The sequence below is a fragment of the Paenibacillus radicis (ex Xue et al. 2023) genome (assembly GCF_024722015.1).
GTDB lineage: Bacteria > Bacillota > Bacilli > Paenibacillales > NBRC-103111 > Paenibacillus_S.
In genome coordinates this window covers 1-20,564 of the sequence record NZ_JANQBD010000049.1, presented here as the reverse complement: position 1 = coordinate 20,564, position 20,564 = coordinate 1, and the positions used below count along the sequence as shown (strand labels likewise).

General features: G+C 46.6%; 15 protein-coding genes, 11 tRNA genes and 1 rRNA gene. 3 read left to right on the top strand and 24 right to left on the bottom strand.

The genetic code is table 11. From position 1 onward, the window contains the following. Nucleotides 1-53: 53 nt before the first annotated feature. From NV381_RS36285 to NV381_RS36275, 3 genes are all read left to right on the top strand, one after another. Nucleotides 54-482 carry an SRPBCC family protein gene (locus NV381_RS36285; protein WP_258218134.1) on the top strand — a complete coding sequence of 143 codons (429 nt, stop codon included), beginning with the start codon at nucleotides 54-56 and terminating at the stop codon, nucleotides 480-482. Continuing rightward, nucleotides 479-904: a DoxX family protein gene (locus NV381_RS36280; protein WP_258218133.1), complete on the top strand. Its 426-nt coding sequence runs from the start codon at nucleotides 479-481 to the stop codon at nucleotides 902-904. Before NV381_RS36285 ends, NV381_RS36280 begins: the two co-directional genes overlap by 4 nt. A 312-nt stretch (nucleotides 905-1,216) precedes the next feature. Further along, nucleotides 1,217-2,149, top strand: a complete 933-nt coding sequence (locus tag NV381_RS36275; protein WP_258218132.1) for a copper amine oxidase N-terminal domain-containing protein — start codon at nucleotides 1,217-1,219, stop codon at nucleotides 2,147-2,149. A 212-nt stretch (nucleotides 2,150-2,361) separates the two neighbouring features. On the opposite strand, the gene NV381_RS36270 is transcribed toward NV381_RS36275, so the two are convergent. From NV381_RS36270 to rrf, 24 genes are all read right to left on the bottom strand, one after another. After that, entirely contained in the window at nucleotides 2,362-6,516 is a 4,155-nt protein-coding gene (locus NV381_RS36270; protein ID WP_258218131.1) for an S-layer homology domain-containing protein, read from the bottom strand. A gap of 592 nt (nucleotides 6,517-7,108) precedes the next feature. Beyond that, complete coding sequence (locus tag NV381_RS36265; RefSeq protein WP_258218130.1) at nucleotides 7,109-7,375, bottom strand: hypothetical protein; 267 nt, start codon at nucleotides 7,373-7,375, stop codon at nucleotides 7,109-7,111. Between the two features lie 211 nt (nucleotides 7,376-7,586). Beyond that, a complete protein-coding gene (locus NV381_RS36260) occupies nucleotides 7,587-7,826 on the bottom strand; it encodes a hypothetical protein (RefSeq protein ID WP_258218129.1) in 240 nt (79 codons plus the stop codon). Continuing rightward, the gene (locus tag NV381_RS38575; RefSeq protein WP_419182335.1) at nucleotides 7,759-7,917 is read right to left on the bottom strand and encodes a helix-turn-helix domain-containing protein; all 159 of its coding nucleotides are present in this window, start codon (nucleotides 7,915-7,917) and stop codon (nucleotides 7,759-7,761) included. Before NV381_RS38575 ends, NV381_RS36260 begins: the two co-directional genes overlap by 68 nt. A 150-nt stretch (nucleotides 7,918-8,067) precedes the next feature. Further along, nucleotides 8,068-9,897, bottom strand: a complete 1,830-nt coding sequence (gene glmS / locus NV381_RS36255; protein ID WP_258218128.1) for a glutamine--fructose-6-phosphate transaminase (isomerizing) — start codon at nucleotides 9,895-9,897, stop codon at nucleotides 8,068-8,070. Nucleotides 9,898-10,381: 484 nt separating this feature from the next. Next, nucleotides 10,382-11,722, bottom strand: a complete 1,341-nt coding sequence (glmM, locus tag NV381_RS36250) for a phosphoglucosamine mutase (RefSeq protein WP_258218127.1) — start codon at nucleotides 11,720-11,722, stop codon at nucleotides 10,382-10,384. A 61-nt stretch (nucleotides 11,723-11,783) separates the two neighbouring features. Next, nucleotides 11,784-13,037 carry a YbbR-like domain-containing protein gene (locus tag NV381_RS36245; RefSeq protein ID WP_258218126.1) on the bottom strand — a complete coding sequence of 418 codons (1,254 nt, stop codon included), beginning with the start codon at nucleotides 13,035-13,037 and terminating at the stop codon, nucleotides 11,784-11,786. Beyond that, complete coding sequence (gene cdaA, locus NV381_RS36240) at nucleotides 13,038-13,847, bottom strand: diadenylate cyclase CdaA (protein ID WP_258218125.1); 810 nt, start codon at nucleotides 13,845-13,847, stop codon at nucleotides 13,038-13,040. Between the two features lie 139 nt (nucleotides 13,848-13,986). Continuing rightward, complete coding sequence (locus tag NV381_RS36235; RefSeq protein WP_258218124.1) at nucleotides 13,987-14,598, bottom strand: zf-HC2 domain-containing protein; 612 nt, start codon at nucleotides 14,596-14,598, stop codon at nucleotides 13,987-13,989. A 74-nt stretch (nucleotides 14,599-14,672) separates the two neighbouring features. Next, on the bottom strand, nucleotides 14,673-15,239 hold the full coding sequence (sigW, locus tag NV381_RS36230; RefSeq protein WP_258218123.1) for an RNA polymerase sigma factor SigW: 567 nt from the start codon (nucleotides 15,237-15,239) through the stop codon (nucleotides 14,673-14,675). 54 nt (nucleotides 15,240-15,293) lie between these two features. Further along, a complete protein-coding gene (locus NV381_RS36225; RefSeq protein WP_258218122.1) occupies nucleotides 15,294-16,175 on the bottom strand; it encodes an EamA family transporter in 882 nt (293 codons plus the stop codon). Nucleotides 16,176-16,278: 103 nt separating this feature from the next. Then, nucleotides 16,279-19,071 (bottom strand): phosphoenolpyruvate carboxylase, encoded by a 2,793-nt coding sequence (gene ppc / locus NV381_RS36220; RefSeq protein WP_258218146.1) that lies wholly within the window; start codon nucleotides 19,069-19,071, stop codon nucleotides 16,279-16,281. Nucleotides 19,072-19,368: 297 nt separating this feature from the next. Beyond that, nucleotides 19,369-19,442: transfer RNA gene (locus NV381_RS36215), tRNA-Gly, on the bottom strand. A gap of 7 nt (nucleotides 19,443-19,449) precedes the next feature. After that, a tRNA-Pro gene (locus NV381_RS36210) sits at nucleotides 19,450-19,526 on the bottom strand. A gap of 59 nt (nucleotides 19,527-19,585) precedes the next feature. Then, nucleotides 19,586-19,662 (bottom strand) — tRNA-Arg (locus NV381_RS36205). Nucleotides 19,663-19,680: 18 nt separating this feature from the next. Further along, a tRNA-Gly gene (locus NV381_RS36200) sits at nucleotides 19,681-19,755 on the bottom strand. A 9-nt stretch (nucleotides 19,756-19,764) separates the two neighbouring features. Next, nucleotides 19,765-19,844: transfer RNA gene (locus NV381_RS36195), tRNA-Leu, on the bottom strand. 10 nt (nucleotides 19,845-19,854) lie between these two features. Beyond that, a tRNA-Lys gene (locus tag NV381_RS36190) sits at nucleotides 19,855-19,930 on the bottom strand. 6 nt (nucleotides 19,931-19,936) lie between these two features. Continuing rightward, a tRNA-Gln gene (locus NV381_RS36185) sits at nucleotides 19,937-20,011 on the bottom strand. Nucleotides 20,012-20,026: 15 nt separating this feature from the next. After that, nucleotides 20,027-20,102, bottom strand: a tRNA-Thr gene (locus NV381_RS36180). Between the two features lie 40 nt (nucleotides 20,103-20,142). Continuing rightward, a tRNA-Glu gene (locus NV381_RS36175) sits at nucleotides 20,143-20,214 on the bottom strand. A 6-nt stretch (nucleotides 20,215-20,220) separates the two neighbouring features. After that, nucleotides 20,221-20,296, bottom strand: a tRNA-Thr gene (locus NV381_RS36170). 3 nt (nucleotides 20,297-20,299) lie between these two features. Then, nucleotides 20,300-20,375: transfer RNA gene (locus NV381_RS36165), tRNA-Asn, on the bottom strand. A gap of 58 nt (nucleotides 20,376-20,433) precedes the next feature. Then, nucleotides 20,434-20,550 (bottom strand): 5S ribosomal RNA (gene rrf, locus NV381_RS36160). Nucleotides 20,551-20,564 lie beyond the last annotated feature (14 nt).

Genomic DNA, 20,564 nt, shown 5'->3' with positions numbered 1-20,564 from the left:
CGGTTGGCTTCGTCTATAGAAGTGAAAACAAAAAAAGAGAGGATGTTATTACAATGGAAACGAATCAATCGACGAAAATTACCGTGCAAGTCGTCATTCAAGCGCCAGTAGAGAAGGTATGGAGGTACTGGTCCGAGCCGGAACACATCAAGAAGTGGAATCAAGCTTCAGAGTCGTGGCACGCACCGAAGGCGGAGAATGATCTGCGGGTTGGAGGCAAATTCCTTACCCGAATGGAAGCAAAAGACGGCAGCATGGGGTTTGACTTCTTTGGAACATACGATGTCGTGAAGCTGCATGAGCAGATTTCATACACAATGGAAGATGGGAGAACGGTTGAGATCTCCTTCCTGAATCAAGGAAACGAAACCAAGGTGATTGAAATATTTGGCGCGGAAAGCACGCATTCCATTGAAATGCAGCAGGCGGGATGGCAGGCGATTTTGGATAATTTCAAGAAATATACGGAGGAATCCCGATGATCGAGACGAATATGAAAACGGGGACACCGCCAGTAAAAGAAATCTCTAATGCGAGGCTATGGACAGCGCGTGCCATGAGCGGGATTGTCATTCTGTTCATGCTGTTCGATGGGATCGGGAAATTCGCCAAGCCCGTACCAGTGGTAGAAGGCACGGTCACGCTTGGATTCGCGGAGCACCACCTTGCAACGTTGGGCGTATTAGTATTGCTCTGCACCGTCCTGTATGCCATTCCGCGAACTCGGTTCCTGGGGGCGCTACTGCTCACGGGTTACTTAGGAGGCGCGGTGGCTGCACATCTCAGGTTGGATAATCCGTTGTGGTCTCATCTGCTGTTTCCCGTCTATGTCGCCATACTGGCTTGGGGGGCGCTGTGGCTAATCGATCGAAGATTGCGCAATCTTCTCCGGGAACGCGAATAACATATATACTGCCGCCGAGGAAAAAAACGGCGGCTTTTTTGTTGCGTCGCTACGGTATTAGCATCATCAGGAGGCTGCCGCCTTTTTCGATCGGTTGGCTTTGCTGTGTTGACAGGCTTTGAATTTCACGATGAGAGTAGATACTATAGGATTGCAGCCCATTAAGCTAACAGGAAACAATAGTTCAATGATTTTAAACAACTTTATTATCAGAGAACGTGTGCGGCACCGGTTTGCAACTTCCGGTGTCTTTTTGCGTCTAAACTCGGTAGTGCGTTGCATTATTTTTGCAAATCAGGAGGAGATTGTATAATGAGGAAATATGCGATAGGATTCGTCGTTGGCGCCATTTTGGCCGGTGCGACGGCGGTTTATGCGGATAATGCCATTAATGCGGTGATATTCCCGGCGAAATATGAGGTTAACGGCGAAGCAAGGCAGCTGCCTGACGGCTACTCGACCATCAATGTGGACGGGCATGCGTATGTCCCGATCCGTTTTGTCGCTGAAAGCTTGGGCGCCGTAGTTGCCTACGATCAAGACAGCACGACGATCCAAGTCGACAACGACTTTCACGTCACGAACATGAACAGCGGTATTCGCGCCGGCCATCTGCAGGTAACCAAAACAGCCGAAGGGTCCGCGGTCGAAGGCAAGCTGTTCGTCGGGCAGGATCACTGGGAAGCGATGGCGAACTCGCGAAAAAGCGGCATTGCTCCGGGAAGCGACGTTACGGTTACGGGAGATCTTTTATTCTATGACGATCAGGGCAAGTATATAGGAAAAGTGCCGATCCAAGCGGCGTTCGTCGCCAAGGGCGATCAGATTCGCGATTTCAAGGCGACTGCCGATCGCGACGTGACGGGATATGCATTTGTTTCGCTGGCTAATGTAGGTCCGGTTCCGATGGGGCTGCCGGTTCCGCCTACCGTCGATGTCTACGATTCGTCGAACAGACTGGGCGTCGGCGATTTCCGGATGGCCGCGCAGGACGGTTTTACGAAAATACGCGGCTGGGTCAGCCTGAAACATACGGGCAATTACCGATACGATGCCACGCTGAACTTCTATGATGCGGCAGGCAAGGCGCTTGGTACGGCGGAATTGAAGCAGACGGGCAGCGGCAGCGCCGAAAGTTTCACCGCGACGACATTCGAAACCGCAGGCAAGGGCGATTTTACCGGCTACAAATCCGTATCGGTAACGGTAAATACGTTCGAGCCGACAAGCGATCCATCGAAATAACGGCATCCACTGCATCGTTAGGAGCAGGCCATGCGCTTCGCCGCATTTGGTCTGGTTACCTCCAGTTCGAATATTTTGAGGTGCTGGACATCTTAAGAAGACTTTTAAATAGACAAAGAGGCTGCCCTAGGTCATTCCAACCTTGCGGGACAGCCTCCATAACCATGCAAACACCTATTCATAACTAATCTTACAGTTTATAACTTTCTTTTTTACAATTTCTTAAGGATTCTAAAGATGATTACCGCTGTTTCCGCTCTTGTAGCATTTCCGAGAGGATTGAGGCCAGCTCCATTTCCTTCTATAATTCCTTGATGCACCATGGAAGCCACACCTTCTTCAGCGTAAGAAGCAACAGATCCTCTATCGCTATAGCTGGCAAGATCCGAGGTATTTCCTGTAAGCTTGAGCTTCTCTGATAATTGAAGCGCTCTTGCACACAGTACCATCATGTCTTGTCTGGAGATTTCTTGTTTTGGATTAAAGAGGTTATCCCCTACTCCAGTGGCAATACCAAGTTGTTTAGCAATACCTAGAGGCTGGTAATAATAGTCACTACTGCTCACATCGTTGAAATTAGAGCTAAACTCAGCTTTCATATCAAGCGCTCTAACCAACAAGGTGATAAAATCAGCTCTTGTTATTTTTTTATCCGGATCAAAGGTGGTGTCAGATGTGCCTTGAATGATCCCCTTTGAAGCCAGTAACTCAATCGCTTCTTTTGCCCATGAATAATTTATGCTCACATCGGTGAATTTTTTACCTTCAGAAGACGGCTGTGTGCTAGGATTCGTCGATGGTTTCGATGGTGCTGCTTCTGTTGGCGTCGTTTCTATCGATGGCGTTGGTTCTGTAGGCGTCGCAGGTGTTGTCGTGCCCCCCCCAGTGCTTCGACTCGACTTTCTGTGGGTCACGTTGGTCACGTCAACTACCTTAACCGCCTCTGCCCTCCATGATGTATAAATGGCGGAGTTGATATTAGCGGTGTTAAGCGAGGTAGGCGCGTTGGTGCTGCTGGCGTATGTGGTGCCGAAGCCGCCGAAATCGTTCCAGTCAACTTCCGCTTCCAGCTTTATGTTGCTCATATAGCCATAAGCCTCGCCGCCAAGCGTTACGCCGTCTTGCGCGTCATTGGCATAGACGATCGCCGTTAAAATGCCTTTGGTCGGATCATCAGGTTTTTGAATCATGCTTATCGTTATGCGCACGTCGTCAACCATACCCTCAATACCATCATAAATACTGGTCATTGCGCCTCTGGGGCCTTTAGGGTAAGTTACGCCGGTTTGCAGATCGGTAATAGTTTGATCCAGCTTAGTGCCGAAGTCTGTACCGAGTGAGCTTGCCGAGTCGGCGTATGCCTCGCCGTTATTAAATTTCATAAGGAACACGTTTGTGCCGGCGCCGGCGCCGCCCGTGTTCGAGCCTGCCAGTGCGTATTTACTAATCCCGTCTGCATTGTCCATGCGCTGTATCCGCAAACCGTACCCGTTCTTAATACCGGGTGAATAAGCCCTATTATCTTTGTTCTGCCTCATATAACTGTTGGGGTCGGGGTTGCTCAATGTATCGGCTTTGATATAAATATCCAGGAAACTTGGCGAGCTGCCGAAGCCGGAGCCGCCCTTGCTGGATACAAGGCCTACTTCCTCCATCATATCACCGAACTTGCCACTATAGGTGGGCGGCACGTAGAACAAACGAGACGTGGCTGCAGCGGGTCCAGCGTTTCCGCTTGCGCCGCCTTTCGGTTCAATGCCGGAGAAATTCCACGTGACGGTGTTGTTGCTGCCGCCTTTCGCGTCGTTCCTCCACCCGTTCACCATCATCATCGTGCCGGGAATTGCCGTATTTTGATTGTCTGTGGGAATATTGGCAAGAAGCGGCTGATCATACCATATCACTTCTTTGCCGCTTGCGGCCGTAAAGCCGTCTTTGATTGTGTCGGTCCAATAACGGGTCTTAACGTCCGCCGCCGTGATTACGCGAGTCATAGTCAAAGTAGTTTTGGCGCCGACTTCGCTGTGGTTATATTTGGGCGAAATTTCGGCCTGCAAGTAATACCCTATGTCGCCTTCGTTTACCGCATAATCCTTCACGGGGCCGCTGCCGTCACGCGAGACGACTACAGGGGTTCTAACTGCCGGGTTGGCTGCGTTGACGCGGAACCAGTCAACAACGGTTCTATCAAGTAATCCCGCTTGCGCGCCCGTGCCTGTGAAGCCGGTTATTGTGTAATTTACTTTGGCTACACCGTTCACAGGGTCAAGCAGACTTACCCCCGCAGCCAATACAGGCGTCGCTTGGTATTCGGCCTCAACAGTCAGGGGTATGCCGCGCGCGATTCCGAGGGAAGGGCTTCTCGCTATAACATACAGGTTCACATCGTCCGTAACGCCTGTTAAGTTAGCCGTGACCGTGGCTGTGTTTGTGCCGGTAGATTGGAGCGATATCACATCCGTGCCCGTGATTAATTTGCTCGTCGCCTTGTTTATGCCCGTCGCTTCGTGGGTATAGGAATACGCGGAAAATTCCCAGTCGCCGGGATTGGTTTTCCCGGTGGCCACTGCGGCTGTGAGCGTGGTCGTCGCGTTTGCGCCGCTGCCTTTACGCAGGTTTCCGCTGCCGCTGCGGGTCAGCGTAGCGTTCGTGGCGATTGTGTTATAGTTCTTGCCGCCGGTAAGCGAATCATACATAGCTTGCCTTAAGTTGCTGTTCCTCTCGACTAAAGCGGCTTCCGCGATTTTAGCGGCAATCGCCGTGTAGTTAGTAGTGCCTATGATATTTTTTACGTTGTAGTAAGCTTTACCGTTCGATTCAAGCTTATACGCCTTAAGCAGGTCGCCTGTCATATTGATTGCGACTCCCGGGGTTATTGCTTCTTGCACAAGGTAAGGCGCGCCGTCAAACGTCACATTGGATTGGTAATTGCGGCTGGCGGGGTTCATAGGTCCTTTGCCCGCCCAGTTAAACAGGGCTTTGAAACCGCCTTGCGGCGCAGGGTTCGCGGATGTTCCGTTAAGCAGCGTATTGCCGCGATGTATCCGCGTATCAACCATAACCGCGTTGTTCACGTCAGTCGCGTCGTTAAGCCCGGATATGTATGTATCCGCCGCGGCAAGGCCGTTTACGCTCACCTCAAACGGATCCACATAGATATCGCTGTTATAGAATTGGGTGCCGCTGTTGAATTGGGTCATATAAAAGTGCAGTTCGCTATTCATATAGATAGAAGGGTTGCCCGAATGGCCACCCGCGACGATATAGCAATTAATCATTACGGCTTGGCCGAGGGCCAGCATATTGTGGAGGCTCATAAACGCGCTGTTAACAGAGATGCCGCCTCTGCCCGAAGCGTTGGCGCCCATAAACAGCTGAGCCTGCGTCCTCGTTTCGCTGCGCATAGGGCGGCTGAATCCGCCGTCTTTAAGGCCGAGAATATTGGCGGCAAGTGTGGGGTTCGCGCTTGTCCACGCCTGCGCTTTGTTGTTAAGCGGGAAGTTCAAGTCTATGTTCGTGTAGTTGGCGAATGTGACGTTGTCTGTCCACACGCCGCCTGTGCCCGTAAGGTTAAACATCGTGAAGTTTCCGTTTGCGCCCGCTTGCTGCCCGCGGGCGGAGGCGTATACCACTTTGCTGTAATCGCTGCTCAATCCGAAGAAATAAAGGTAGTTCGTCGTCAGCGTCATACCGATAGGCGTGGCGTTGCCCATTGTAGTGGTATCATTAGTTTCCGGGTCATTCGCGTTACGCAGCGGGCGAATGTTATTATCGTCCGGGTTATCAACCCAGTAAACGCCGGGGGCCGTCAGAATCGTCATACGGCTGGCCTCCGTGCCGTTTACAAGGCCCTTGGGGATGACAACGTCGTCGGTTGTTTCAGGTGTTCCCATCGTAAGCGTCGTGCCCCATTTGGCATCCTGTATGGAGCGGAAAGCGTGGCCGTTGCTCGCCGCCAGCTGCGCGTCCGTCAAGCGCCAATCCAAAAAGATTGTGTTGGCCCCCAGCGTCCAGGTTTTGCCGTTCCAGCTTACCGTGGCGCCGTCAAAGGTAATTGCTTCTGCGCTATTCGGATCTAACGAGGCGTATCTGGGGAAAGCCAGCCCATCGTAGACCGATTCAGCCACAGTAACTGTCGACGGATAGACCGATTCAGCCACAGTAACTGTCGATGATGTGTCCTTATTTGCTGTCACTAAAAGCGAGTCCCCTGCTTCCGGAACGAATGCCTCCTGACTCTTAACACTTAAGTTGGCCTCCTGTTCAGCCGCTGACACCGTTATCAATCCCCCAGTCAAACTTCCGACTATCATGGCAGCACTTAATATACCAGCTAAGATTTTCTTTTTCATCTTTCGCAGTACCATAGTCAAATTCTCCTCACTCATATTTTGTAAGCGTTCTCTTTCAGTATGGCACCATGGCTGTTGTCGAATTGGCGGCACAAGAATAAAAACTCAGCCAGGTAGTGTTTCATTTGGCAGTGCACCAGCTGAGGGTGCCTGTTGGTACGTAAACACGTTCGAGAAAAAACGGCAAGCATTGTAAACACCATAAAGGTACGTTTCTTCAATGAAAGCCTACTCGTGTAAAGCCTCTCTGCAATCGTTTTTTTCAATTTTGTCAATAACAAATAACGAGCAATTGCATAGCCCCCCTCTTAGCAATAATGAAAGCACTTACAAAGATAAATGTATTGGGGTAAGGTCGTTCCAGTCAATATCCGTTTATTAACATATTAACATCAATATACTATTAACCTTGTTCCATATGAAACTGAATATAATCATTATTTGGGAAAATAATAACGATTTAATTCTTAGAGTGCTTGATAAACAAGCAAACCAGATATTAGCATAATCATTTGATGTGGAAAAATAATCATCGCGGTCAAACCGCCACTTCATGGCCATCCCGTCCGCATAATAAATGACATAGCAAATGGCTTTTTGCATGTCATCAGTTTCGTGAGAGCTTAACTCCTAGGGCACATCGATCATGGTATGGACTGAGTGATTTGAGAGAAAACTGATTATCGTTGTTTTTTTCAAAATCTTCTTCGTTCATCTCAGATTGATAATACACTTCAATTTTATTCTCATCAGGGAATAAAACGACTTTTAGAAGCATTCCATCTTGATTAACATTGTATGATGGTAGCTTGCATTCTCGCCCAACCGCTATCTTGCCACGAATAGTAAAAATTGATTTAACATGAACTTGCATCAAGACCCACCTCTATTCTAAAATATGTGAGTTGCTGTAAATTCGTTGTGTTTATTAGATTCGTGAATTGAATTAAACAATCCTGTCCGTTACCTCCTCCACGCAGCTAAAAAAGCGTTCACCCAGTAGAGTGAACGCCTAATTACTTCAAATCTTTATTGTCTACTTCATGACTTCATTGTTACTTCAAAACATATTAATAATCCAATAGTCATTTTTCCATTTTCCTCAATTCAATCTTTAGCTTAATTATCTCTAATACTTCTTTGCGATCAAATTGAGTTAAGGATTTATTTAATTTAAGCAGTAACACTTCCTCTTCTGATAATAAAGAATATCCCAAATTATTTTCAACATCGGAAACTAAATCATCAATACTACATTTAAATTTCTTTTTTATAGCCAATAAAGTATCGAGAGATGGATTTGCAATTGCCTTGCTCAATCTCACTTAGATTCCCCTGAGAAATACCTATGTAACTTGAAAACTCTACTTGATTAAGATTATTTAGTTTTCGTAACTTTCGAATATTTGACCCCATGTATTTCAAAAAACACACTCTTTTTACAGGCTAATAAGTTAGAAAAGTCCCGACATATCAGTTCTGATATCATCGGGACCTTTCTTGTTAAGGCCATTCAATTACCAAGATTAATGTCACTGGACAATAATTGCAATCACACTTTACAACTTACTCCACCGTAACGCTCTTCGCCAAGTTACGAGGCTTATCAACGTCATTGCCACGTGCAAGAGATGCGTAGTAAGCAAGCAGTTGAAGAGGAATAACGGATAATGCCGGGCTAAGCAGTGGCAGTGTATTTGGAATCGAGAATACTTGATCAACAGCCTTAACCAATTCCGTTTCACCCTCGGAGTGCAATCCGAAGACGTAAGCGCCGCGCGCTTTCACTTCCTTAATATTGCTCACTGTTTTCTCAAACAGATCATCCTGTGTAGCCAAGGCGATGACTGGAATGCCTTCTTCGATGAGGGCCAATGTGCCATGCTTCAATTCACCGGCTGGGTAAGCCTCGGAATGAATGTAAGAAATTTCCTTTAGCTTCAAGGAACCTTCCAATGCTACCGCATAGTCCAATCCGCGGCCAATAAAGAACAAGTTGTTATGCGACGCTACTTGCTCCGCCCAATCCTTGAAAGCTTCACCCTGCTCCAGGATTTGTTCCACCTTAGCCGGAAGCTCCTTCAGCTCAGTAACTACGCTGGCAATATATTCTCCATCTTGTGAACCTAACGTTTGCGCCAAATACAAACCAAACAAGTAGAATGCAATCAGCTGAGACGTATAAGCTTTAGTTGAAGCAACAGCTATTTCTGGTCCAGCCCAGGTTACGATAACATCATCCGCTTCACGCGCAACTGAGCTGCCAACAACATTAGTGATAGCAACAACATGTGCTCCACAGCGCTTCGCTTCCCGAAGAGCAGCTAACGTATCTGCTGTTTCACCCGATTGGCTGACAACGATAACCAGCGTGTTAGGCGTGATGATCGGAGAACGGTAACGGTACTCAGAGGCCACATCCGTTTCTACCGGGATACGTGCGAGCTTCTCAATAATGCTTTTGCCGACCAAACCTGCATGATACGCAGTACCGCAAGCAATAATATGCACCTGCTGAATCGATTTGACCTGCTCTGCTGTCATCTTAACTTCGTTCAATATAACCTTAGTTCCGCTTTCATCGATCCGACTGCCCATAGTGTCACGGTAAGCCTTTGGCTGCTCGTGGATTTCTTTCAGCATAAAGTGATCGAATCCGGCTTTTTCTGCGGTAATAATATCCCAATCGACATAAAATAATTCCCGGGAAATAAAATTCCCTTCCAGCGTCATCAATTCGACACCGTCTTTCGTCAATACCGCCATCTCACCGTCATTCAAAATATACACATTACGCGTATAATCCAAAATAGCCGGGATATCGGAGCCAATGAAATTTTCTCCCTCTCCAACACCGATAATCAATGGACTCGACAAACGGACAGCTACCAGCTTCTCTGGCTCATATTCCGTCAACACGCCCAAAGCAAATGCGCCGGTCATGCGAGTAACCGCTTTTTGCACGGCCTTAACGATATCTCCCTCATACAAGCTAGCAATAAGATGAGAGATTACCTCTGTATCGGTTTCAGAAACAAATACATGCCCTAATGCTGTTAATTCTTCTTTCAAAGCTACATAGTTCTCAATGATTCCGTTGTGCACGACAGAAAACTTTTGTGAATTATCCGTATGAGGATGCGAGTTAACATCCGATGGTTTACCGTGAGTTGCCCAACGTGTGTGTCCAATACCAATGAATCCGTTCAAAGGCTCTACGTCCAATTTGTTTTCCAAATTGACTAATCTGCCTTTAGCTTTTTTGATTTGCAAGCCTTCATCTGTAAATACAGCTAATCCTGCAGAGTCATAACCACGATATTCAAGCTTTTTCAAGCCTTCAATTAATATATTTTGAGAATTACGATTACCTACATATCCAACGATACCGCACATAAGGGATAGAACCTCCTGAATTTAGAAAAACAAATAACCGATCGATCATGTTGGACTCTTGTGCATCCGGTCGCCCAGATGGTTTGCTTTCCAACTTAACGGTAGTTTCGTCTACCGGAAGGTCCCCGCCGAATGTTTCGAACACCTTCACCTCGTCAACTTGCGAGCGGCTGCCACAACAAAAATCACCTGCCATCCTTTCAAAAAGGACTGGTAATCCTGGCCGACACCCCCACAAGCTCTGGCGCTGTTAAGATTACTACCTCTACCCACCTTTCCATATCCCAAAATAAAAAAAGCATACTAACATCTTATTCATTTTCATAACCAAGTGCAACAACAATTTTCAAACGGTTTTCATACTCAAAATTCATGAAAAATCCCCCTTTGACTCGCTTCAGGGGGATGTAAGAATGAAGGATATTGCAATTACCAGAGAACAACCCATTGCCTGAGAACCTTAATCAGCAGTATAACTTACCTATTAAGAAAGCTCTCTTTCAATAATGTCGGCTATATCCTGCACATACGCTTCTACCTGAGCTCTGTCAGGACCTTCAGCCATTACGCGAATCAACGATTCCGTACCTGACGGTCTAACTAGCACACGGCCATTATCTCCGAGCTCTTGCTCTACCTTACGGATCGCATTCTCAATAGTCGGGTTGTCTTTCCATTTGCTTTTATCCGCTACACGTACATTAACCAGCTTTTGCGGATATTTGCGCATAATTTGCTTCAATTCGCTTAAAGGCTTGCCCGCCTGTACCAACGTATCCATTAGCTGCAGCCCTGTAAGAATGCCATCTCCAGTTGTATTGTAATCCAGGAATATCACATGGCCTGACTGTTCTCCTCCGAGATTGTAGCCGCCCTTGCGCATTTCCTCCATCACATAGCGGTCGCCAACAGCCGTTTTGGCAGCCTTCAGCCCCACTGCTTCAATGCCTTTGAAGAAGCCGATATTGCTCATAACCGTAGTTACTATCGTACTATGTTTCAGCAAGCCTGCCTGATTCATCGCATACCCGCAGATACTCAATAGGAAATCCCCATCTACCTCCGCTCCAGTATCGTCAATAGCAATAAGTCGATCCGCATCGCCGTCAAAAGCCAGCCCCAGCACAGCCTTATGCTCTACTACGGCTTTCTGCAAAGCCTCAGGGTGCGTGGATCCGCAATGGTCATTAATGTTGCGGCCATTGGGCTCGGCACCTATTGTAATAACTTCGGCTCCCAGTTCCTCGAACACCTTCGGTGCTAGCTCGTAGGCAGCACCATGAGCACAATCGAGCACAATTTTGAAGCCTTTAAATGAGGATTTTACCGAAGCTTTGACATATTCCAAATATTTGAATTTAGCTTGATCATCATCGGTAGCTGTTCCCAGATCTCCGCCTGTTGGCCGCGGCAGCTCATCAGCTTCAGCATCCATCAGTCTCTCGATTTCCAACTCCGTGTCATCGGACAGCTTGAAGCCGTCGCCGCCAAAAAACTTGATACCATTATCCTCTACAGGGTTATGAGAAGCAGATATCATAACTCCGGCATCCGCCTTCATAAGCCGAGTTAAATAAGCAACTCCAGGAGTCGAAACGACACCCAAACGCACTACGTTAGCGCCAATGGACAGCAGCCCCGCTACCAACGCAGCCTCCAACATACTTCCCGAAATTCGGGTATCGCGGCCAATAACCACAGTAGGCTTCTCTACCTGTCCTGCTAATACATATCCGCCGCAGCGGCCAATTTTATAAGCTAATTCCGCAGTAAGCTCTTTGTTTGCTATCCCGCGTACTCCGTCTGTGCCGAAATATTTCCCCATATCTCTATCTCCCTTTTTAAATTACTTTATAAACCCCATTAATTCTTTTCTCTATAAAATACTATTGCTTTGCCGCATTAGCCGGACGAGCGCTAATCTCAACGGTAGCCTTCAAGTCCTGCTGGGGTGCTTTTTTTATAAATGTAGGCAGGTTCCAGCTTACAGGCAGCTCGTGGCGTCCCGGGGGCAGGTTGCTTACATCAAGAATCCCTTGAACATCCGCAGCCTTTACCTTTTCAACTAACGCAGAGGCTCCTTCAATGGTTAGACTTGTCTTTCCTCCCTCAGGCAGCACCACTTTCGTGTCAAAGCCGTCATTCTGCCCGACGATGGACAGCGGAATTTGCTCCAATGTCTTCGTTACAGAGGGGACAATAATAATCTTAACCTCTACCTTGCTTGGGTCCAACTGTGTAACCTTGTTCCGTAACGGAATATCCAAGTTGAACGAATACTCCTTCTCTTCCTTCAGATCGACTAGATTTATGCTAGGTCCCTCATAGAATTCCAACCGGTTTAGCACATCCTGTGGCCCATACACCGTTACTTTATCGGTATTCTGTACCAAAGAGGCGACACTGTAGCCCCGCGGCGGCTCACCCACCAGCTTCAGCTGCAGGGGCACCGTTGTAAACGGACTTGTAATCGGAACCTCTACATCCACTACGGCTGGATTTATAGCTACCATTTCCATAGCTTTACCGTTCTTGTCGTAGGCAATGAGGCGTGCTTTATTCGTAACCGGGGATTGAGCCTTCTCTACATTCACATCTGCTCTTACCGATTCAACCGCTTCGATATTTGCACTCGGTACGGTTACCGTCACCTTGTTCGGCTTCACAATGGGCTGACCCGCTTTTAACCCAACCGCAGGAATCCCTGTTACATTAACGGTTACCGGCATTTGCTTGTTAGACTTCTCATCTATAATAACCTTCGCACTAGATGGGCTGATTTTGACCGTCACATTCGTTGGAAAGCCTACAGCGGTAAGAGGAACGATGTGCTCTCCCTTACTCACATTCGTTAAATCAAGCTCTACGGAGTAATTGCTCGCATTCATCGCCTTTTTGAGCGCGGCATCTTTTCCTGTTATGGTTACAATAACTTGTGCGGGTTCGACCGTTTCCAGATAAAACTGGCTGCTATCATATTTGGGAGTTACAGAAACATTAGAAATTTGCTCCTCACGAACTCCATTGCTGCCTGTCCCTGCAAGAGTACTATCCTCCATATGAACGACAGCCCACAGCAGAATACCAATAATCAGCGCCAGCACTTTAACTACATTTGTATTACGCAGCCATTGATCCATTTATCGCTTCCTCCATTTCCAAATGGAGTTTTTCTTTTCCTTGGCTTTGGTTTTGGATTTTAATTCCTCGAACAGCTTGGAAAGTAAAGTTTCTTCTTTAATATCTCGGATTACATGCCCATTCATCGCCAGGGATACCTGTCCCGTCTCCTCAGAGACAATTACACAAATCGCGTCGGATACCTCACTCATGCCAATTGCAGCGCGGTGACGCGTACCTAATTCTTTACTTATAAAAGGATTTTCGGATAGCGGCAAATAACAGCCGGCCGCCATAAGCTGGTTGTTGCGAAGCAGAACAGCTCCATCATGCAGCGGTGTATTGGGTATGAAAATATTGATTAGCAACTCCGAGCTGATGTGGGATTCTATAGAAATACCGGACTCTATGTAATCATTCAAGCCGGTTTCCCGCTCAAACACGATCAAAGCCCCAATTTTGCGACGCGCCAAATAATTGACCGATTTGAGCACCTCGCCAACCCGGCGATTAATCTCTTGGTCATCCTCAGTAGCGCTACGGCTAAATAAAGTACCACGGCCCAACTGCTCCAGAGCCCGGCGCAGCTCAGGCTGAAAAATAATGATCACGGCCAAAACCCCAAACGTGAACATTTGATTCATCATCCATTGCAGCGTGTTAAGCTTAAACCAGGTGCTAAGCGCCCAGGTCACGACCACCACAAAAATCCCTTTTAATAATTGGATGGCCCGCGTTCCTCTAACAAGCAAAATTAGTTTATAAATAACGTAGCTTACAATTACTATATCAATAATATCTTTAATACTGATGGCTGGTATGAAATCCATCACATCTGCCCCCAAACGATACGCAGCTATCTATAATCTCTATTTTACTTCAATACATTAAATCATAACACAATATGAACAAAAAACCCTCCCTTTCGCAATGCTTTTAGGGAGGATTTTTGAAATTGGTGCATTTGGCCTATTTGGCCTCCGATATTTTAGCTGCCCAATCGTTCATTTTAAACCAGAGCCAGCCGAACGCTTCATCAATCTGTGTAACCTGGCCTGATATATGAGCGGTAGACGCCAAATTCACAGAGCCGTCAATCACCACAATATTCCCTTTAATATCCCCATCAACCTGCAATTTACCGTTCTCTACCATCAAGTTACCCGCAACCGTTTTTCCCACTGGTACCAGTACTGTATCCCCTTGTATGACTACAGATTGAAGATCCGTTCCCTTTACTAGAAGCTCCGAGTCTTCATTCCACAACGACATGAAACTTCCCATCATCACGAGAACAAACACAGCAGCCACCGAAGCCGCAGGATGCGTCCTTACCCAGCGCCACCATGGTCTTGAGCTTTTAACGGGCGGCAAAGACTGCATTACACGTTCAGTTAACCCCGGAGATACCTGCTGTTTAGGCCAAGCTTGTATCATTGCCTCAACCCTTTCAAGCTGAGACAATCGCTCGCGACAAGTCGGACATATAAGCAAATGCTCTTTCAGGCTTAAGGCTTCCGTACCACGCAAACCGCCGTCCAAATACTCGTGTATCAGAGGGAGGGCTTCCTTACATTCCATATTAGCCTCTCCTTTCTAAATCCAATTTAGCTTGTTATACCATACGTATCAGAAATAGATATGTTTCAAAAAAACTACAAAACATGCTCCAACTTTTTACGTAAATATTCCCTGCCGCGATGCAGTCTCGTTTTTATCGTTGTAACCGGCATGGACAGCACCTCACTGATTTCCTGTAGTGACAGGTCCTGTAGGTAGCGCAAAATAACAACCGATTTATATTTCTCCGGAAGGGTATCAATGGATTTGCGGATTTCAGTTTGTGTTTCTGACAAAATAACCTGATCATCCGGCGTATCATCATGACTCGGCAGCATGGAATACCAATCGGTACCTTCTCCATCGTTCATTTCTGCATCCAAAGAATAATTCGGTTTTCGTTTCCGCAAACGGTCAATACACAGATTGGTTCCTATTCTATAAATCCACGTTGAAAATTTTTGATTCTCATCGTATCTTTCTAAATTGGTGTACACTCTAAGGAATGTTTCTTGCACAATCTCCTCCGCTTCATGACGATTATGCAGCATCCGATAAGCAAGATGGAAGATTTTATCCTTATACAATTCAACCAACTCTGCAAAAGCAGCCCTGTCACCTTTTCGGGCCAATTTTGCGAGTCTGACATCTATATGATCCAACCGACATTCCCTCCAAACATACGCGCCCGTTACAACTTTACAGCATCGTAGCCGTTAAGATGGTTTCTTTTTCTCCGCAAGGATAATTCCTGCCAATATTAGAAGCATACCAAACCATTGCCCTACATGTACAGTCTCCCCCAAAATGAATAAAGAAGCAACAATCCCAACCGGTAATTCCATGGCCCCAAGCATTGCTGCCAATGTGCTCCCGATTCGCGGTATACCGATCATAAACGTTATAGTTGGAATAGCTTGCCCCAAGGCTCCGAGCAGCAATCCCCATGCAATGAGAGATCCTCCACTTGGCTGGAGAAAAAATAAAGGAGGGTATATGAGATACAACAGCGGCAAAGCCGAAGTGAGCATTACGGCGGATTTCATTAGCGGGTGCATCGTGGTCTTCAACCGCCCAGCCATAAACAAAAAAAAGCTGTAAGCGACAGATGAACCAAATCCTAGCAATAGCCCTTTAACCGTAAATCGGCTCCAGTCAGCTTGAAATATTTCAACGGAAAATAAGGTGCCCATCATAATTATTGCTACAGCAAGCCATTGATTGCGCCTTGGCCATGTGCGGTTAGCAATAGACTCCATTATAATAGTAATCCAGGTAAACTGAAACAATAGGACTATAGCTACTGTCGCATCGAGTTCAGCTAAAGCTGCATTATATAATAACGTACACATCGACAATCCCAAAATGCCAACCAATGAAAGCTGAATCCAAGGACCCTTGAACGGATTGCTCCAAGCTTTTCGTTGAAAAAGCACCAGCACCCACAGTATTACCGCTCCCATTGTCATTTGGCTTGAGGTTATGTGCATTTCCTGCCAGCCTGCGTTATAAGCTGTTTTAATGATCGGTGAAAGGAGCCCATAGCTCGATGCGCCAATAATAACTAGAAGAACGGCAAGCCATCTAGAAATCCCCATTTTTTCTCCCCCCCTCATTAGAGCGATCTCTCATACAAAAAAAGCCGGATAGCCTGGTAACAGGCCACCCGACTTCTTCACGGAAGTTTCTCCCTATAACATATCAGCCAGTATTTCTAAGACCTGCTGCAATTCCATTAATGGTAAGAAGAACTTCGCGCAGCAAAATCATATCCTCTTCTTCGCTGTGCTCTCTATGTGCTCTCAATTCTGTAAGAAGCTGTACCTGCATGTAGCTAAGCGGATCCACATACGGGTTACGAAGCCTGATCGACTCTTGAATAACAGGAACATTGTCAAGAATTTCCTGCTGTCCGCTAATCTTGAGAATAAGATCGGAGGTACGATCGTATTCCTCGCTGATTTCAGTGAAAATACGCTCGGCTATTGCTTTATCCTTGATCATACTTCCATATTCCTTGGCAATAAGCAGGTCTGCTTTGGCTAGAGCCATTTGCAAATTATCAACTAGCGAGCGGAAAAAAGACCAGTTGTTGTACATTTCCTGCAATACCGCCAGGTTTGCTTCATTCCCTTGATGGAAGCTGTACATTCCGCTGCCAGCCGCATACCATGCGGGGAGCAAATAACGGCTTTGGGTCCATGAGAATACCCAAGGAATTGCACGTAAATCTTCGAAACGATCGCTATTTTTCCGTTTAGAAGGTCTGGAGCCAATGTTAAGCTCACCAATTTCAGGCAACGGAGTAGACTCCTTGAAGAAGGTCAAGAAATCCGGATCACGGAAGATGAGATCCTGGTACTTCGTTTGCGCCTTCTCAGAAATGTCCCGCATGATATCTTCCCAGTGCTCTTCAGATACTTCACTCTGAGGGTTGCGTGCACCAAGAGCGGCTGAAATAAGCGCGGAGGTAGCTTGCTCCAAGCTGCGGTAAGCAATCCCCTTCATGGAATAACGGGAAGATAATACTTCGCCTTGCTCCGTAATTTTAATGCCCCCGCCAATCGTATCCGCTGGTTGTGCCAGAATGCTGCGATTAAGCGGCATTCCGCCACGGCCTAATGCTCCGCCGCGGCCATGGAAAAACTTAAGCTTCACGCCGTGCTCCTTAGCGGCATCAGTAATGCTGCGCAGAGCAACTCTCAGCTCCCAGTTAGCTGTAATTACGCCGCCATCCTTATTACTGTCGGAATATCCCAACATAATTTCCTGCAAATGGTTCGTACTTACCAGACTGTTGCGGTAGGCCGGAATCTGATATAGCGTACGCATAATATCAGGCGCAGCATGCAAATCATCTATAGTTTCGAATAATGGAGCGGCTTGCAGCGTACATGTTATCGAGCCATCGGCCTCAATACGGTACAACCCTGCTTCTTTCGCAAAAACGAGCACTTCAAGAAGATCGCTTGAGCCACGCGTCATACTAATCAAGTAGCTATAAATACAGTTGCGTCCAAATTCCTCTTGGGCCTTCTTAATTACATGGTACACATTCAAGCACTCAAGAGTAGCTGCTGAATAGTCCATATAAGACGAAGTAATCGGTCTAGGCTCCGTCAGCAAGCTGCTGAGCAATTCAATCTTCTCTTGCTCGCTTAATGCCGCGTAGTCAGCACTAATACTCATCTTCGCTAGAATCTCTGACATCGCATTCTCATGCTCTTGACTGTGCTGTCTTACGTCCAGTGAAGCCAAGTGAAAGCCGAATAGTTCTACTTGACGAATCAATTTGGCAATATACGAATCAGCAATAAAATCAGCAAAGTGATTCCGCAAACTGCGCTCAATAATTTTCAGATCAGCTATAAATTCCTCAGGAGAATTGTACTTGCGTTCCGAAGTGATGTTTGGATTGGCTGCGTTCAATATTTTTTCAATCATATAAGTAACCTTAATTCGATATGGCTCTTTCTCGTTACGCCATACTTCATGTGAACGCAAATCCAAATACTCGCGGTCCGATTGAATCGAATCCAACAGTTCACTTGTTACCTCAACAATATTTTTGCTGAAGCTTAAGTGCTGTACGAAATCACGCAGCAGCTCTTCGTATTTCTGAAGTGCCAATTCACGATGAAGCGTTAGTGTTTCCCAAGTTACTTTAGAAGTAACGGAAGGATTTCCGTCGCGATCTCCACCAATCCAAGAACCGAACTTCATAAATACGGGAACATGCCATGCCTCTTCCGGATAATATTTCTGCAAACACCGTTCCAGCTCTTGATACACTTCAGGCAACACATCAAACAATGTTTCATCAAAATAATACAAGCCATTACGAACTTCATCTATAACTGTTGGTTTCCGGTCTCTAAGCTCATCCGTCTGCCATAGAGTAATAACTTCACCCAATAGCTTGCCACGAAGCTGCTCACGCTCACGGAACGTTAAATTAGGATTGTCCAATTCCATAACATCGTTAGCAATCCGTTGATGGATATCCAGCACTGCGCGGCGGGTTGCCTCTGTAGGATGGGCAGTCATAACCAATTCTAACGAAATGCCCTGGATGATGTTATGTACATCCGAAGTGGAAATTTCTTTGTTCTTCAAATCACGCACAACATCCTCAATAGACCCTGGTTGTACATTTTCACCGGCAGAACGTTCATAATCGCGCTTACGGCGAATCCTGTGATTCTGCTCCGCAATATTGATCAGTTGAAAATAAATAGAAAACGCACGAATAACCTGATGCCTCTTCTCAGGGACCAGGGAAATTATTGTTTCTTTAAATTCATCGTACAGCTCGGGTGCATACTGATCGCGAAGATTTTTGCTCATCTCTCTTATTTTCTCTACGATGACCAATAACTCATTACCGCCTTGGTGAACGAGTACTTCTCCTAGAATATGCCCCAGAAAACGAACGTCTCTACGCAATAAATTGTTCGACGTGTTTTTGTTATTCAAGTTGACTGATTCCGACATCATTCTTCCTCCATCCTTACCTAAGATCATAATGAACATTTTATCACAACAACGCATTACCATGCAGTACTTTTATAAAGGAAATTATTAACCCTTATAACTATCAGCTATACTAAGCTATTGTTTAAGGATATTACTCAATAAGGATTGCTACTTACGTAAGCAAAAACAAAACAAATCGTATTCAACTAAGGATAATCACTCGGAACCCGGACGTCCCCTATACAATTCCATACTGGCGCGTCTGACCGATGATTCAACAAAAAAAGACCCTAAGGTCTCTTGGATTGTTAAATATGGAGCGGGTAAGGGGAATCGAACCCCTGCTACCAGCTTGGAAGGCTGGAGTTCTACCATTGAACTACACCCGCATAAAAATGGTCGGGATGACACGATTTGAACATGCGACCCCCTGGTCCCAAACCAGGTGCTCTACCAAGCTGAGCTACATCCCGATGGTATATGTAGTGTACTAAGAAGTTCACTGCATAAGCATACTATCTTTAAAGTAAAATGGCGCGCCCTGAGAGATTCGAACTCCCGGCCTTTTGATTCGTAGTCAAACGCTCTATCCAGCTGAGCTAAGGGCGCAAATTCAATTGTAAAGATTGGAGCGGAAGACGGGAATCGAACCCGCGACCCTCGCCTTGGCAAGGCGATGCTCTACCGCTGAGCCACTTCCGCAAAAAAGAATGCGCGTAGAGGGACTTGAACCCCCACGGTCGCCCGCTAGATCCTAAGTCTAGTGCGTCTGCCAATTCCGCCATACGCGCGCTGTAAAAATGGTGAGACATGTAGGATTCGAACCTACGACACCCTGATTAAAAGTCAGGTGCTCTACCAGCTGAGCTAATGTCTCATACAATGGCTGGGGATCTAGGATTCGAACCTAGGCATGACGGAGTCAAAGTCCGTTGCCTTACCGCTTGGCTAATCCCCATTATTCGAATATCACTGGTGCCGCCGAGAGGACTTGAACCCCCAACCTACTGATTACAAGTCAGTTGCTCTACCAGTTGAGCTACAGCGGCACGCTCGACGCTGAGAGGATGGAACCTCGTGTCATAACAATGACCCGTAGGGGACTCGAACCCCTGTTACCTCCGTGAAAGGGAGGTGTCTTAACCACTTGACCAACGGGCCTTGCAATGGAGCTTCCAACCGGAATCGAACCGGTGACCTCATCCTTACCATGGATGCACTCTACCTACTGAGCTATGGAAGCATATGGCTCCCCGAACAGGACTCGAACCTGTGACAACTCGATTAACAGTCGAGTGCTCTACCAACTGAGCTATCAGGGAATATAAGGTATGTGGTCCCCATAAAGTAAATAGTAATTAGGCTTTATGGGGCCTGTTTGCTTGGCAACGTCCTACTCTCCCAAGACCCTGCGGTCTAAGTACCATTGGCGCTGGAGGGCTTAACGGTCGTGTTCGAGATGGGAACGCGTGGTTCCCCTCCGCCATCATCACCAAACGAATGTCAAGGTT